The sequence below is a fragment of the Duganella sp. CT11-25 genome, from assembly GCF_047302815.1.
Lineage (GTDB): Bacteria > Pseudomonadota > Gammaproteobacteria > Burkholderiales > Burkholderiaceae_D > Rugamonas.
The window spans coordinates 1,710,983-1,725,662 of the sequence record NZ_JBKBFD010000001.1 but is presented as its reverse complement, the minus strand read 5'-3'; the positions used below and the strand labels follow the sequence as shown (position 1 = coordinate 1,725,662).

Genomic DNA, 14,680 nt, shown 5'->3' with positions numbered 1-14,680 from the left:
CGCGCAATCAAATAATAATCTGGAGACTCAAATGACTACTACACTGACTACCCGCAACACCATCATGCGCCTGGCCGTGGCCAGCGCCTGCAGCTGGATCGCCATCGGCGCCCAGGCCCAGCAAGCCGCCGAGCCGGCGCCGCCCGCGGCCGCCCAGGATGCCGCGGCCCCGGCCGCCGACGCGCCGGAAGCCGCCCCGACCACCAACGTGGTGACCGTCTCCGGCTCGCGCATCGCCTCGCGCGGCTTCAGCGCGCCGACGCCGACCACCAGCCTGGGTTCCGAAGACCTGGCCAAGAGCGCCCAGCCCAACCTGTTCAACACCATCGCCGAACTGCCGGCGCTGCAGGGAAGCACCGGCCGCACCACCAGCACCAACAGCACCTCCAGCGGCATCCAGGGCCTGAGCTCGCTGAGCCTGCGCGGCCTCGGCCCGATCCGCACCCTGACCCTGCTCGACGGCCAGCGCGTGGTCGGCGCCAACGTCACCGGCGTGACCGACGTCAGCCAGTTCCCGCAGCTGCTGGTCAAGCGCGTCGACGTGGTCACCGGCGGCGCCTCGGCCTCGTACGGCTCGGACGCGATCGGCGGCGTGGTCAACTTCATCACCGACAAGAAATTCGAAGGCTTCAAGGCCAACGTCGAGGGCGGCCAGACCAGCTATCACGACGACAGGAACGGCACCCTGCAAGCGGCCTGGGGCAAGTCCTTCATGGACGACCGCCTGCACGTGACGGCCAGCGGAGAGTACGGCCGCGAGAAGGGCATCGACGCGCCGGGCTTCGGCGAAGTCGGCCCGAACGGCCGCACCTGGTACAAGAACACCGCCTACCAGGTGCGCCCGATCGCCCAGACCAACGACGGCAAACCGCAATACACGGTCATCGACCACGCGCAACAGTTCCAGTACGCCAAATATGGCCTGATCACCAACGGCCCGCTGCAAGGCACGGCCTTCGGCCCGAACGGCGTGCCCTACCAGTTCAACTATGGTTCCAACGGCGTGCCGACCGGCACCGGCGCGGTCACTGGCTGCGTCAACCCGTTCTGCGTCGGCGGCGACTTGAGCGGCAGCGTCGGCGCCGGCACCAACCTGGCGATGGACCTGACGCGCCAGGTCGGCTATACCCGCGTCGGCTTCGACATCAATCCGGACCATGAAATCTACATGACCGCCAACTACGGCAAGGTCAAGTCGGTGTTCACGCCGAATCCGGGCGCGGCCAAGAACGCCAACCTGACCATCCAGTGCGACAACCCGTTCCTGCCGGCGTCCATCGTCGCCGCGTGCGCCGCCAACAAGATCACCAGCTTCCAGTACGGCACGGCCAACGCCGAGTTCCCGCGCAATATCAACGTCCACCCGACCCGCGAGATGCAGCGCCTGGTGCTGGGCGGCGACGGCAAGTTCCAGCTGGGCGGCAAGGAATGGTCGTACGACACCTACGCCGAATACGGCCAGAACAAGACCGACATCATTGTCCGCGACATCACGCTGAACAGCCGCTACAACGCCGCCATCGACGCCGTGCGCGGCCCGAACGGCAACATCGTCTGCCGCAATCCGGTCGCGGCGGCCTCCGGCTGCGTGCCGCTCAACATCATCGGCGACGTGCCGGCCGATCCGGCCGCGATGGCCTACATCGAGCCGGTCAACGGCCCGCAGCAGCACACCAAGCAAACCCAGCAGGTTGTCAGCTTCAACATCAACGGCGAAGCGTTCGAATCGTGGGCCGGCCCGGTCGCCGTCGCCACCGGCGCCGAATACCGCCGCGAACACTACAGCGTGACCGGCGACCCTTACGGCGCCGGCGTGTCCGACATCAGCCCCAATTCGGCCGCCTATCCGGCCGATCCGCTGCTGAACGCGCCGGTGGGCAACAACTGGTACGCGGGTAACTATCACAACGGCTCGGGCACCTACGACGTCAAGGAAGCGTACCTGGAATTGAACGTGCCGGTGCTGAAATCGGCGACCTGGGGCGAGGCCAACCTGAACGTGGCCGGCCGCGAGACCGTCTACAGCACGTCCGGCAACGCCAAGACCTGGAAGCTCGGCGGCACCTGGAAGACCGGCGTCGACGGCCTGCGCCTGCGCGCGGTGACCTCGCACGACGTGCGCGCGCCCAACCTGAGCGAGCTGTACGCCGCGCCGGTGGTGGTCAACAACGTGGCGAACTACAACGGCGCCGCCGTCTCGTTCCAGCAGCGCACCGTCGGCAACACCAAGCTGCGCCCCGAGGAAGCGCGCAACACCGTGCTGGGCATCGTCATGACGCAGCCGAGCTGGGCGCCTGGCTTCAGCGCCTCGGTCGACTACTTCGACATCAAGGTCAACGGCGTGATCTCGGCCCTGTCGGCGCAGCAGGAAATCGACCTGTGCTCCGCCGGCAACCAGGAAGTCTGCGGCGCGATGTCGCTGAACAACGCGAACACCGCCAACAACTACGTGACGGTGCAGGCGTTCAACCTGGCGTCGCTGCGCAACAAGGGCTACGACCTGGAGGCGTCCTACCGCATGAACCTGAAGGACTACGGCCTGCCCGGCCGCCTGACCTTCCGCGCGCTGGCGACCCGCACCATCAGCTTCCTGACCGATCCCGGCGTCGTCGGCACCATTCCGTCTGAAGCGGCCGGCAACAACCTGGGCGGCACGCCGAAGTGGAAGGGCCTGGCCACGCAATCGTGGGACACCGATAAATACAGCCTGACCCTGAGCGAGCGCTGGATCAGCAAAGGCGTCTACAGCAACGAGTTCATCGAGTGCCAGACCAATTGCCCGGTCTCGACCATCACGCACGCGACCATCTTCAACAACAAGATGAGCGGCGCGTTCTACGTCGACCTCGGCGGCAGCATGAAGATCGCCGACAAGACCACGGCCTACTTCAAGATCGACAATATCGGCAACCGCGATCCCGTCGCCGCGCCGCAGACCAACCTGAGCTTCGCGATCAACCCGACCCTGTACGATGTGCTGGGCCGTGTCTATCGCGCTGGTGTGCGCTACAACTTCTAAGCGCCCGCTCCGATGAGTATCACCAGTCCGTTGGCCTCGCTCCTCGGAGTGACGCCGGCTGCGTGGGCGCTGATCGCCGTCGCCCTGTCGGTCGGCTTGCTGACCTTGCTGATCGCCTGGGGCAAGGTGCAGCCGCTGCTGGCTTTCGTGGTGGCGTCGCTGGCGGCGGCGCTGCTGCTCGGCATGCCGCTGGAGAGCATCCCCAAGTCCATCGACAAGGGCATAGGCGATCTGCTTGGCTCGCTGATCGTGATCGTCTGCCTGGGCGCCGTGTTCGGCAAGCTGATCGCCGACAGCGGCGCCGCCCAGCGCATCGCCAGCTACCTGATCGGCGTATTCGGCTCGGCGCGCATGCCGGTGGCGCTGACCCTGACCGGCTTCGTGGCCGGGATTCCCCTTTACTACAACGTCGGCTTCGTGCTGCTGGTGCCGCTGGTGTTCTCGCTGGTGTACCAGAGCGGGCGGCCGGCGGTGGCGCTGGCGATTCCGCTGCTGGCCGGGCTGTCGATCGCGCACGGCTTCCTGCCGCCGCATCCGTCGCCGACCGCGCTGGTGGCGCAGTTCCACGCCGATATGGGCCGCACGCTGTTCTATGGCTTGATCGTCGCCGTGCCCACGCTGATCCTGGCCGGACCGGTGTTTGCGATGACGCTCAAGCGCATCAAGAGCGAACCGGCGCCGATGTTCCGCACCGGCCTGCGCGACGAGGCCGAGCTGCCGGGCGTGTTCAACAGCTTTGCCACGGCGCTGCTGCCGGTCTGGCTGCTGGCCGCCGCCACCGGCTTGACGATGCTGCCGACCGGCGATCCGGCCTTGAAATCGCTGGTGCTGTTCCTGGCCAATCCGATGATCGTCATGCTGATCGCGCTGGCCGTCGCCGTGGTGACGCTGGGCCTGGCGCGCGGCCGGCGCGTGCAGGACTTGATGTCCGGCGCGCAGGACGCCATGCGCGACATCGCGCCCATCCTGCTGGTGATCGCGGGGGCGGGCGCGCTGAAGCAGGTGCTGGTCGATTCCGGCGTCAGCGCGCAACTGGGCACGCACCTGAGCGCCTTGCCGGTGCCGCCGCTGGTCCTGGGCTGGCTGGTGGCGACGCTGATACGTATTTGTCTGGGCTCGGCCACGGTGGCCGGGTTGACTGCGGCTGGCATCGTCGCGCCGGTGGTGCAAGCCTCCGGCACCGATCCCAGCCTGATGGTGCTGGCGATTGGCGCCGGCAGTTTGATGTGCAGCCATGTGAACGATTCCGGCTTCTGGATGTTCAAGGAATATTTCGGGCTGTCGCTGAAGGATACCTTCCGCTCCTGGACGCTGATGGAAACGCTGGTCGGCGTGTTCGGGCTGATTTTCGTATTGCTCCTTTCTGTCTTGATTTAACTCAGGGAAAACACAGATGAAACAATTTTTGACTACTGCCGTACTCGCGGTGGCGGTGCTGTGCGCGCCTATGGCCGCGCAGGCTGCATCCATATCGGCCTACCAGACCATGCCGGACGATCCCCGCGCGGTGAAAGTGAAAGCCGTCGGCGACGGCCGCGCCGACGACAGCGCCGCCATCCAGGAAGCGATCAGCAATGCCTCCAACAAGGGCGAGGGCGGCGTGGTGTTCCTGCCATCCGGCCGTTACCGCATCACCCGGACGATTTTGGTACCGCTAGCAGTGCGTGTGTACGGCGTCGGTCCGACGCGGCCGGTGTTCGTGCTGGCCGCGAATACGCCCGGATTCCAGAAGGGGGTCGCCAACATGGTGGTGTTCACCGGCGGCGACCAGTACACGGTCGGCAAGGTGCCGGTGCCGGTGGCCAGCGCGGTGCCGTTCAGCGAGAACGTGCGCGACGCGAACTCGTCGACCTTCTATTCGGCGATGAGCAATATCGACTTTGAAATCGGCGACGGCAATCCGGCGGCGGCGGCGGTGCGCCTGCGCACGGCGCAGCACTCCTACCTGAGCCATATGGACTTCCATATCGGTTCCGGGCTGGCGGGCGTCTACATGGTCGGCAACGAGAGCTTCGACCTGAAGTTCTACGGCGGCCGCTATGGCATCCTGTCGGAGAAGACGTCGCCGGCGTGGCAGTACACGCTGATGGATTCGAGCTTCGAAGGCCAGCGCGACGCAGCGATCCGCGAGCATGAGGCGGGGCTGACGCTGGTGAATGTCTCTATCCGCAACACGCCGGTCGGCATCGAGATCGATCGCGGTTACGGCGACTGGCTGTGGGGCAAGGACGTGCGCTTCGAGAATGTATCGAAGGCGGCGGTGGTCATCAGCAACGAGGACAACGTCTACACGCAGGTCGGCTTCGACAACGCGCTGCTGCGCAACGTGCCGACCTTCGCGCGCTTCCGCGATACCGGCAAGACCATCGCCGGCAGCGGTCCGGTGTACCAGGTCAGTGAATTCAACTACGGCCTGATGCTGCCTGGCCTGGGCCAGGTCGGCAAGTTCGCCACCAACATCAAGGCGGCCGCGCTGAAGGCGATGCCTGCGGCGCGCGCGCCGGTAATGCGCACGCTGCCATCGACTAAACAATGGGCCAACGTGCGCTCGTATGGCGCGCTGGGCGACGGCCTGGCCGACGATACGGCGGCGGTGCAGAAAGCCATCGATGCGAATCGCGTGGTCTACCTGCCGCAGGGCTTCTACCTGGTCAACGATACGATACGCCTGAAGCCCGATACGGTGCTGATCGGCCTGCACCCGGGCGTGACGCAGCTGGTACTGCCGAACGGCTCGCCGGCCTATGCCGGCGCCGACGGTCCGAAGGCGCTGCTGGAAAGCGCCAAGGGCGGCGACGCCATCGTCACCGGCTTCGGCCTGGCGACCGGCGAAGTCAATCCGCGCGCGGTGGCCTTGCTGTGGAAAGCGGGCGCCGATTCGCTGGTGGACGACATCCGCATCCAGGGCGGGCACGGCACGCGCCTGTATGACGGCAAGCGCCGCGATCCTTATCAGAAGACCGCCAACTTCGATCCCACGGCACACTGGGACCGCCAGTATCCAAGCATCTGGGTGACCGATGGCGGTGGCGGTACCTTCGTCGCCGTGTGGACGCCGAGTACCTTTGCGCAGGCGGGTTTCTACGTCTCCAACACCAAGACGCCGGGCAAGGTCTACGAGCTGTCGGCCGAACACCATATCCGCGCCGAGATCGTGCTGGATAACGTCGAGAACTGGGAATTCCTGGCGCCGCAAACGGAGCAGGAAGTACGCGACGGCATGGACGCGGTATCGCTGGAAATCCGCAACTCGCGCAATCTGCTGTTCGCCAACTACCATACGTATCGCGTGACGCGGTCGATCAAGCCGGCGGTATCGGCGGTGAAGATCACCAACTCCAGCGACATCCGCTTCCGCAATGTGCACGTCAACGCGGAGAGCGGCTACGCCACCTGCGACGACAACGGCTGCGATACCTATCTGCGCGCCAGCAAATACCCGTTCGAGAACACGCTGCAGGATGTGACCCACAAGCTGGAAGTGCGCGAGCACGAATTTGCGGTGCTGGATATCGGTTCCGCCGCGCCCGCCGCCATCCCGGCTCCTGCGCATCGCGTCGATAAACTGGAAGACGGCTTCTACTCCATCGCCGGCGGCGCCGTCGACGCCAAGGGCAAGCTGTATTTCGTGGATCGCCGCTTCAACCGCATCTACAGCTGGTCCAGGGAGCAGGGCCTGGTGGTGGTGCGCGACGCGCCGCTGGATCCGGTCAACCTGGCCATCGACAAGAGCGGCGCGCTGATGGTGCTGTCCTCGCATGGCTTCGAAGGCACGGTGTATTCCTTCCATCCCGACCAGCCGGCGGGTCCGGTCACGCTGATCAAGCCGACGCCGGTCAAGGTCAATGGCGGCGCGCGCACGGTGGTGCCGGTCAATTTCTGGCAGAACGGCGAGTTCCGCGACCAGATCAATCCTGTTACCTACGAATTCACCACGCTGGCCGAGATGTTCGCCCGTGACGTGGCGCTGCCGAAGAAGCGAGAGTACGTCTCGCCGGACGGCAGCCTGGTATTGCCGGCCTATCGCGTGTTCAAGCAGGGACCGAACGATCACCTGGGTTACCGCTTCTCCGACACGCTCGACACGCACGGGCTGGTATCGGCCGGCGCCAACGGCCGCGTGGTGTTCACCAACGGCTCCGAGAACCGCACCTTCAGCGGCGTGATCGGGCAGGGCGGCGCCATCACCGACCTGAAACTGGCGGCCAACCGCGGTGGCGAGAGCGCGGCGGTGGATGCCGCAGGCAATGTGTATGTGGCCAACGGCCAGGTGTTCGTCTACGCGCCGGACGGCAAGGAGATCGGCCGCATCGATGTGCCGGAACGTCCGCTGCAGCTGGTGTTCGGCGGCGCCGACGGCAAGACGCTGTTCATCTTGACCCATCACTCGCTGTACGCGACCGGAGGCTTGAATGCACGTTAAGTCGATCGCATGCGCCTTGCTGCTGCTATGCGCCCAGGCGGGCGCGCAGCAGCAGGCGCCCGCCGTGTATCCGCTCTGGCCGGAGGGTGCTCCCGGCGCCGAGTCGCGCCGGGCGGAGGCGGAAAAGGTGGAGAACACCTATGTCAGCAACATCCACAATCCGTCGCTGACGGTGGTGAAGGCCAATCCGCGCCACGCCAACGGCGCGGCGGTCATCATCGTGCCGGGCGGCGGTCATCGCATGCTGGTGTGGATGAACGAAGGCATGGTGGCGGCCAAGTCGCTCAACCGCGTCGGCGTCACGGCCTTCGTGCTGAAATACCGGCTGGCGCGCGACCAGGGCTCCAGCTACAGCATCGAGAACGACGCCGCCGCCGACCTGCGGCGCGCGGTGCGCTGGGTGCGCGCGCATGCGTCGGAATATGGCGTCGATCCGCACCGGTTGGGCGTGATGGGATTCTCGGCCGGCGGCGAGCTGGTCTCGCTGGTGGCCGACAATCCCGAGCCGGCGCTGGCGGGCAAGCAGGATGCGGTGGACAAGCTGAGCGCGCGGCCGGACTTCCAGGTGCTGGTCTATCCGGGACCGCTGGGCGTGCCGGCGAAGGCGGTGCAGAACGCGCCGCCGGCCTTCATCGTGGCCGGATCGGTGGACAAATGCTGCGCGCCGCCTGCGCTGGGCCTGTACCAGCAACTGGTGGGGGCGGGCGTATCGGCCGAGCTTCACTTGTATGCCGATACCGACCATGCGTTCAACATGGGGCAGCGCTCGGAGCGTCTTTCCGACGTGCACTGGCCGGACCGGCTGGCGGACTGGCTCAGCGACAGCGGCTGGCTGATCCCGCACGACGGCAAGGCGCCGCTGGGCGTGCCGGCGCCGTAGTTGCAATACCGCCACTGAACCGTATTGCGTGTGGCAGCGCACCGCGCGTCCTGTTATAGAATCCCACAATTGGGAATATTCCTAACAGGAGGCAGAAATGTCTACCACTCATACTTTCCGCCCGGACTATATCTCTTCCGAAGTCGTAGAAGAAGGCATAGCCCGGGCCGACCGCCTGGGCGCGGCCAGCGCCGCGACCTATCTCAGCCAGCGCGGCGTGCCTGAAGGCGTCATCCAGCGTGTAGTGTCCGAACCGGAACATCGGCGCAACCCCGGCCGCCTGCGCAGCCGCGACGAACGCCTGATCGAAGAAGGCTCCCGCGCCAACAAATACACTTAAAACTCCGGGGTCAGGTCCAGAATGCGGAGTTGCTTTTACTTGCCTGGGTCTTTCTGGTTGGCGAACTGGTCGAACTCGACGTTGTAGACTTCGCTGCCGACTTTTTCTACTTTGCGGACGTAGACCGTCTGCACCACGTCGCGCGTGGCGGGATCGATCGCGATCGGGCCGCGTGGGCTGTTGAGCTTGATGTTCTTCAGGATCTCCATCGCCTTGTCGCCGTCGATCTTGCCGTTCAGCTTGCGCGATACCTCATAGATCGCCGCCATGCCGTCGTAGGCCGCCACCGCCATGAAGTTCGGACGGCCGCCGTCCGGGTTGGTGGCCGCAAAGCTCTTCAGGAAGGCGGCGTTTTCCGGCGACTTGTGCGCCGCCGAGTAGTGGAAGGTGGTGATCACGCCCAGGGTGGCGTCGCCCATCGCCGGCAGCACGTGGTCGTCGGTCAGGTCGCCGGTGGCGATGACCTTGATGCCCGCTTCGGCCAGGCCGCGCTCACGGTAGCCTTTCATGAAGGCGATGCTTTGCTCGCCGGCCGGCACGAAGATGAACACCGCGTCCGGCTTGGCGTCCTTGATGCGTTGGATGTACGGCGCAAACTCCGGATTGCGCAGCGGTACGCGGATCGATTCCGTGACCGCGCCGCCGCCCTTGACCAGCTCGTTCTTGAACGCCGTCTCGGCATCGATGCCCGGACCGTAGTCGGCCACCAGCGTCACCACTTTCTTGATCTTGTTCTTGACCGCCCAGGTCGCCATCGGCGCCGAGATTTGCGGCAAGGTCATCGAGAAGCGCGCGATGTAGTTGGACTTGGTGGTGATGACCGACGTCGCCGCGTTCATGATGATCATCGGCTTCTTGGCCTGCTCGGCGATCGGCGCGACGGCCAGCGCTTCCGGCGTCAGGCCGAAGCCGGCCAGGAAGTCGACCTTGTCGCGCACCACCAGTTCCTGCGCCAGTCGCTTGGCGATCTCCGGCGACGGCCCGGTGGTGTCCTTGATGATGATCTGGATTTTCTTGCCGGCCACGCTGTCGCCGTTCTGCGCCATGTAGGCCTTGATGCCGCCTTCCATCTGCTTGCCGTAGTCGGCGAAGGGGCCCGAGAACGCGGCGATGACGCCGATCTTGATCGTGTCCTGGGCGTATGCCATCGGCACGGCGGCCACCGTAAAGGCCGCGAGTGTCGCTATTTTTACAAATTTTTTCATGGTCATGCCGGTCTCCTGTCTGGTTCTGTTTTCTCTATGGTGGGACGCCGCTTTGCTGTCGCATTGTCGCAAAAAAGCGTGCGCAGCGTTTCTTGACAACCTCCCGTGACAGCCATAGTATCCAATCTATGTGCGATTAACAACCCATTGTTCGATAATCGCACATCCAATACAACAACAGGAGACAGCAAAATGAAAAACAGTATCCGTTGCGCCGTGGCGCTTCTGGCAGGCATGGGCGCATCCGCCGCGATGGCTCAAAGCAACGTGACCGTGTATGGCTTGCTCGACACCGGCCTGGTGCGCGTGACCAACGTCAACGCCGCCGGCGATTCCGTGACTAAGATGCCGTCGCTGACCGGTTCCTTCCCTTCGCGCATCGGCTTCCGCGGCACCGAGGACCTGGGCGGCGGCTTGTCGGCCATCTTCACGCTGGAAGCTGGCCTGGCGCTGGATACCGGCACGATGGGGCAGGGCAACCGCCTGTTCGGCCGCCAGGCGTCGGTGGGCCTGAAGGGCGCTTTCGGTACCGTGACCCTGGGCCGCCAGATCAACATGACCTACATCGCTTCGCTGAAGTCGGACGTGATGGGTCCCAACCTGTTCGCCATCGGCAGCATCGATCCTTACCTGCCGAACGCGCGCAGCGACAACGCCATCGGCTACCTGGGCAACTTCAACAACTTCGTGATCGGCGCCACCTACAGCACCGGGCGCGACTCGTCGGCCGCCGGCGGTCCCGCAGCGACCGGTTGCGCGGGCGAAGTGCCGGGCAATGCCAAGGCTTGCCGCCAGGTCACCGGCCTGTTCGGCTACGAGACCGCGGCCTTCGGCATCAATACTTCCTATGACATCCTGTACGGCAATACCGGCGCGGCCGGCGGCCTGACCAGCAGCGACAACAGCGACAAGCGCATCACTGCCAACGCCTACGTCAAAGTAGGCGAGGGCAAGATCGCCGGCGGCGTGGTCGACCGCACCACGCGCGCGGTCACCGGCGTGACGGATTCGGATCTGTACTTCCTCGGCGTGAGCTATCCGGTCACGCCGCTGACCACGCTCGATGCGCAGGTGGCCAAGAAGGATGTGAAGAACAGCGATGCGGACGCCACCATGCTGGTGGCCCGGTTGACCTACTACTTCTCCAAGCGTACCGCCGTGTATGGTGGCCTGGGCCGCATGAAGAACTCGGGCCTGTCGGCGGTCGCGCTGGATGCCGGCGGCACCGTGGGTGCGGGCAAGACGCAGAACGGCGTGATGGCCGGCCTGCGCCATTCTTTCTAAGGTAGCAGTATCGAGAGTTCCTGCGCTCCCCGTTGCAAGACGGGCAGGAACTCTTGCTGCAACTGCCTGACGCTGACGCGGGCCGCCTGCGCGCCCACGTTCAGCGCCGCCAGCACCGTGCCGGACGCGCCGCGCACCGGCACGGCGATGGAGCGCAGTCCCAGCTCCAGTTCCTCATCGTTGATGGCGTAGCCATCCTGGCGCACGCCGGCCAGGATCTCGCGCAGGCGCTTTTGATTGACCACCGTGTTTTCCGTCATCGCGCGCAGCTTGGTGCGGGCCAGGTAGGCGTCCAGCTCGTCCGCCGGCAGGTGCGCCAGCATCACGCGGCCCAGCGAGGTGCAATAGGCGGGCAGGCGGCTGCCGGTATTGAGCGCCACCGACATCACGCGCGAGGTCGCGGCGCGCGCCACGTACAGCACTTCGCCATCGTCCAGCACCGCCAGCGAGCTCGATTCGTTGAGCGCGCGGCTGATGTTGTTCAGGTAGGGTTGGGCCGATACCGTCAGCGGCGTCGACGACAGGTAGGAATACCCCAGCGTCAGCACCTTCGGGCGCAGCGAGAAGTTGTTCAGTTCCGCGTCCACGTAGCCCAATTCCCGCAGCGTGTGCAGGCAGCGGCGCACAGCGGCGCGCGGGATGCCGGTCTTCTGGCTGATGTTGGCGATGGTCTGCGGCTTGCGCGAATCGCTGAAGGCGCGCACCACGGCCAGGCCGCGCGCCAGCGAGGTCATGAAACTGGGATCGGTCATCGCGTCGATCTGTTCGGCGATGGTCGGTTCGCGGTCTTCTTCCGCTTCGGGAGCGGCTTTGGGAGTGGTGACTTTAGACATGGCGTGATTTTAATTCAGACGGTGGATTTAATAGGCGTTTTTTTCTTGACCCGGACGATCGCAAGTTCTACACTGGGTGTGCGGTAATCAATCATTAGTTCGATTATCGCACAACATGAATTGTGAAGGTAAAAATATGATTGATAAAACATTTGAATCGCTGGAGCGCGCCGTCGCCGACATCCATGACGGCGCCACCGTCATGATCGGCGGCTTCGGCAACGCCGGCATGCCGTCGGCGCTGATCGACGCCCTGATCGCGCAGGGCGCGAAAGAGCTCACCATCGTCAACAACAACGCCGGCAACGGCGAAACCGGGCTGGCCGCGCTGCTCAAGGCCAAGCGGGTGCGCAAGATCATCTGCTCGTTCCCGCGCCAGGCCGACTCGCATCACTTCGACGCCTTGTACCGCGCCGGCGAGATCGAGCTGGAACTGACCCCGCAAGGCAACCTGGCCGAGCGCATCCGCGCCGCCGGCGCAGGCATCGGCGGTTTCTTCACGCCGACCGGCTACGGCACGCTGCTGGCCGAGGGCAAGGAGACGCGCCTGATCAACGGCCGCCACTACGTGCTGGAGGCGCCGATCCATGCCGACTTCGCGCTGATCAAGGCGCTGCAGGGCGACCGCTGGGGCAACCTGGTCTACCGCAAGACCGCGCGCAACTTCGGCCCTATCATGGCGATGGCGGCCAAGGTCACCATCGCGCAGGTGCAGCAGGTGGTGGCGCTGGGCGAGCTCGATCCGGAAGTGATCGTCACGCCCGGCATCTTCGTACAACGCGTGGTGCAGGAGGCAGCATGACAAACAGATATACACGCGACCAGATCGCGGCCCGCGTCGCCCAGGATATCCCTGAAGGCGCCTACGTCAACCTCGGCATCGGCCTGCCGACCAAGGTGGCCAACTACCTGCCGACCGACCGCGAAGTCTTCCTGCATTCCGAGAACGGCCTGCTGGGCATGGGCCCGGCGCCCGCGCCGGGCGAGGAAGACGATGACCTGATCAACGCCGGCAAGCAGCCGGTGACGCTGCTGACCGGCGGCGCCTACTTCCATCACGGCGATTCGTTCGCGATGATGCGCGGCGGCCATCTGGACGTCTGCGTGCTGGGCGCCTTCCAGGTGTCGGCCAAGGGCGACCTGGCCAACTGGCACACCGGCGCGCCGGATGCGATTCCGGCGGTGGGCGGCGCGATGGACCTGGCGCTGGGCGCCAAGCAGGTGTTCGTGATGATGGACCACCAGACCAAGACCGGCGAGAGCAAGATCGTCGACCAGTGCAGCTACCCCTTGACCGGCGTGGCGTGCGTCAACCGCATCTACACCGACATGGCCGTGCTGGACGTGACGCCGGCAGGGCTGCTGGTGCGCGAGATGGCGCCGGGCCTGACCTTTGACGAACTGCAGGCCGCCACCGGCGCGCAACTGCTGAAAGGATAAGAACATGAACGAAGCATTTATCTGCGATGCGGTCCGCACGCCGATCGGCCGCTACGGCGGCGCACTGAAAGACGTCCGTGCCGACGACCTGGGCGCGGTGCCGCTGCGCGAACTGGTGAAGCGCAATCCCGGCGTGCAGTGGGACCAGGTCGACGACGTGATCTACGGCTGCGCCAACCAGGCCGGCGAGGACAACCGCAACGTGGCGCGCATGTCGGCGCTGCTGGCCGGGCTGCCGCAGGAAGTACCCGGCACCACCATCAACCGCCTGTGCGGTTCCGGCATGGACGCCGTCGGCACGGCCGCGCGCGCGATCCAGGCCGGCGACGCCAGCCTGATTATCGCCGGCGGCGTCGAGTCGATGACGCGCGCGCCTTTCGTCATGGGCAAGGCCGATTCGGCTTTCTCGCGCAACGCCTCGCTGCAGGATACGACGATGGGCTGGCGCTTCATCAACAAGGCGCTGAAGGAAGTCTACGGCACAGAGACCATGCCGGAGACGGCGGAAAACGTCGCCGTTGACTACGGCGTCAGCCGCGCCGACCAGGATGCGTTCGCGTTGGCCAGCCAGAACAAGACCGCTGTCGCCATCGCCGAAGGCGTGTTCGCGCGCGAGATTGTGCCGGTGTCGATCGCGCAAAAGAAAGGCGATGCCATCGTTTTCGCGCAGGACGAGCATCCGCGCGCGACCACCATCGATGCGCTGGCCAAGCTCAAGGGCGTGGTGCGCGCGGACGGCAGCGTCACCGCCGGCAACGCCTCCGGCATCAACGACGGCGCCTGCGCCTTGCTGATCGCCAGCGGCGAGGCGGTGCAGCAGCACGGCCTCAAGCCGCTGGCGCGCATCGTCGGCATGGCCACCGCCGGCGTCGCGCCGCGCGTGATGGGCATCGGCCCGGTGCCGGCGGTGCAGAAGCTGCTGCGCCAGACCGGCCTGACGCTGGAACAGATGGACGTGATCGAATTGAACGAGGCCTTTGCCGCGCAGGGCCTGGCGGTGTTGCGCCAGCTCGGCCTGAACGATACCGATCCGCGCGTGAATCCGAACGGCGGCGCGATCGCGCTGGGCCATCCGCTGGGCATGAGCGGCGCGCGCCTGGTGACGACGGCGACCTACCAGTTGCAGCGCACCGGCGGCCGCTACGCGCTGTGTACCATGTGCATCGGCGTGGGGCAGGGAATTGCGATGATCATTGAAAGAGTGTAGTTTGTAGAAAAGTAGTGGAGACAAAATGAAAATACAAAATCAAACAAGG

General features: G+C 65.3%; 11 protein-coding genes. 9 read left to right on the top strand and 2 right to left on the bottom strand.

The window, feature by feature from the left end; genetic code table 11:
- The first annotated feature begins 31 nt into the window (after positions 1–31).
- The 5 genes from ACEN9F_RS07040 to ACEN9F_RS07020 all read left to right on the top strand — a co-directional run bounded on the left by ACEN9F_RS07040 (position 32) and on the right by ACEN9F_RS07020 (position 8,662).
- Positions 32–3,019: a TonB-dependent receptor plug domain-containing protein gene (locus tag ACEN9F_RS07040; RefSeq protein WP_413419209.1), complete on the top strand. Its 2,988-nt coding sequence runs from the start codon at positions 32–34 to the stop codon at positions 3,017–3,019.
- Positions 3,020–3,031: 12 nt separating this feature from the next.
- Positions 3,032–4,396 carry a gluconate:H+ symporter gene (locus ACEN9F_RS07035; RefSeq protein WP_413419208.1) on the top strand — a complete coding sequence of 455 codons (1,365 nt, stop codon included), beginning with the start codon at positions 3,032–3,034 and terminating at the stop codon, positions 4,394–4,396.
- Between the two features lie 28 nt (positions 4,397–4,424).
- Positions 4,425–7,442 (top strand): glycosyl hydrolase family 28-related protein, encoded by a 3,018-nt coding sequence (locus ACEN9F_RS07030; RefSeq protein WP_413419206.1) that lies wholly within the window; start codon positions 4,425–4,427, stop codon positions 7,440–7,442.
- Positions 7,432–8,322, top strand: coding sequence for an alpha/beta hydrolase (locus tag ACEN9F_RS07025; protein WP_413419204.1), 891 nt, complete (start codon positions 7,432–7,434; stop codon positions 8,320–8,322). The genes ACEN9F_RS07030 and ACEN9F_RS07025 overlap by 11 nt, the downstream gene beginning before the upstream one ends.
- A 97-nt stretch (positions 8,323–8,419) precedes the next feature.
- Positions 8,420–8,662, top strand: coding sequence for a hypothetical protein (locus tag ACEN9F_RS07020; protein ID WP_413419202.1), 243 nt, complete (start codon positions 8,420–8,422; stop codon positions 8,660–8,662).
- Between the two features lie 35 nt (positions 8,663–8,697).
- On the opposite strand, the gene ACEN9F_RS07015 is transcribed toward ACEN9F_RS07020, so the two are convergent.
- Positions 8,698–9,873 carry an ABC transporter substrate-binding protein gene (locus tag ACEN9F_RS07015; protein ID WP_413419200.1) on the bottom strand — a complete coding sequence of 392 codons (1,176 nt, stop codon included), beginning with the start codon at positions 9,871–9,873 and terminating at the stop codon, positions 8,698–8,700.
- Between the two features lie 186 nt (positions 9,874–10,059).
- On the opposite strand from ACEN9F_RS07015, the gene ACEN9F_RS07010 reads away from it, so the two are divergent.
- Positions 10,060–11,151 (top strand): porin, encoded by a 1,092-nt coding sequence (locus tag ACEN9F_RS07010; RefSeq protein WP_413419198.1) that lies wholly within the window; start codon positions 10,060–10,062, stop codon positions 11,149–11,151.
- Here the strand turns inward: ACEN9F_RS07010 and ACEN9F_RS07005 are convergent.
- A complete protein-coding gene (locus tag ACEN9F_RS07005; RefSeq protein ID WP_413419196.1) occupies positions 11,148–11,984 on the bottom strand; it encodes an IclR family transcriptional regulator C-terminal domain-containing protein in 837 nt (278 codons plus the stop codon). The genes ACEN9F_RS07010 and ACEN9F_RS07005 overlap by 4 nt on opposite strands.
- Before the next feature lie 136 nt (positions 11,985–12,120).
- Here ACEN9F_RS07005 and ACEN9F_RS07000 point away from each other — a divergent pair, with 136 nt between their 5' ends.
- Genes ACEN9F_RS07000 through pcaF form a run of 3 tightly spaced genes read left to right on the top strand, consistent with a single transcriptional unit; the run spans position 12,121 to position 14,631 of the window.
- Positions 12,121–12,786: a 3-oxoacid CoA-transferase subunit A gene (locus tag ACEN9F_RS07000; RefSeq protein ID WP_413419194.1), complete on the top strand. Its 666-nt coding sequence runs from the start codon at positions 12,121–12,123 to the stop codon at positions 12,784–12,786.
- The gene (locus ACEN9F_RS06995; protein WP_413419192.1) at positions 12,783–13,424 is read left to right on the top strand and encodes a CoA transferase subunit B; all 642 of its coding nucleotides are present in this window, start codon (positions 12,783–12,785) and stop codon (positions 13,422–13,424) included. Before ACEN9F_RS07000 ends, ACEN9F_RS06995 begins: the two co-directional genes overlap by 4 nt.
- Positions 13,425–13,428: 4 nt before the next feature.
- On the top strand, positions 13,429–14,631 hold the full coding sequence (gene pcaF / locus ACEN9F_RS06990) for a 3-oxoadipyl-CoA thiolase (protein WP_413419190.1): 1,203 nt from the start codon (positions 13,429–13,431) through the stop codon (positions 14,629–14,631).
- The last annotated feature ends 49 nt before the right edge of the window (positions 14,632–14,680 follow it).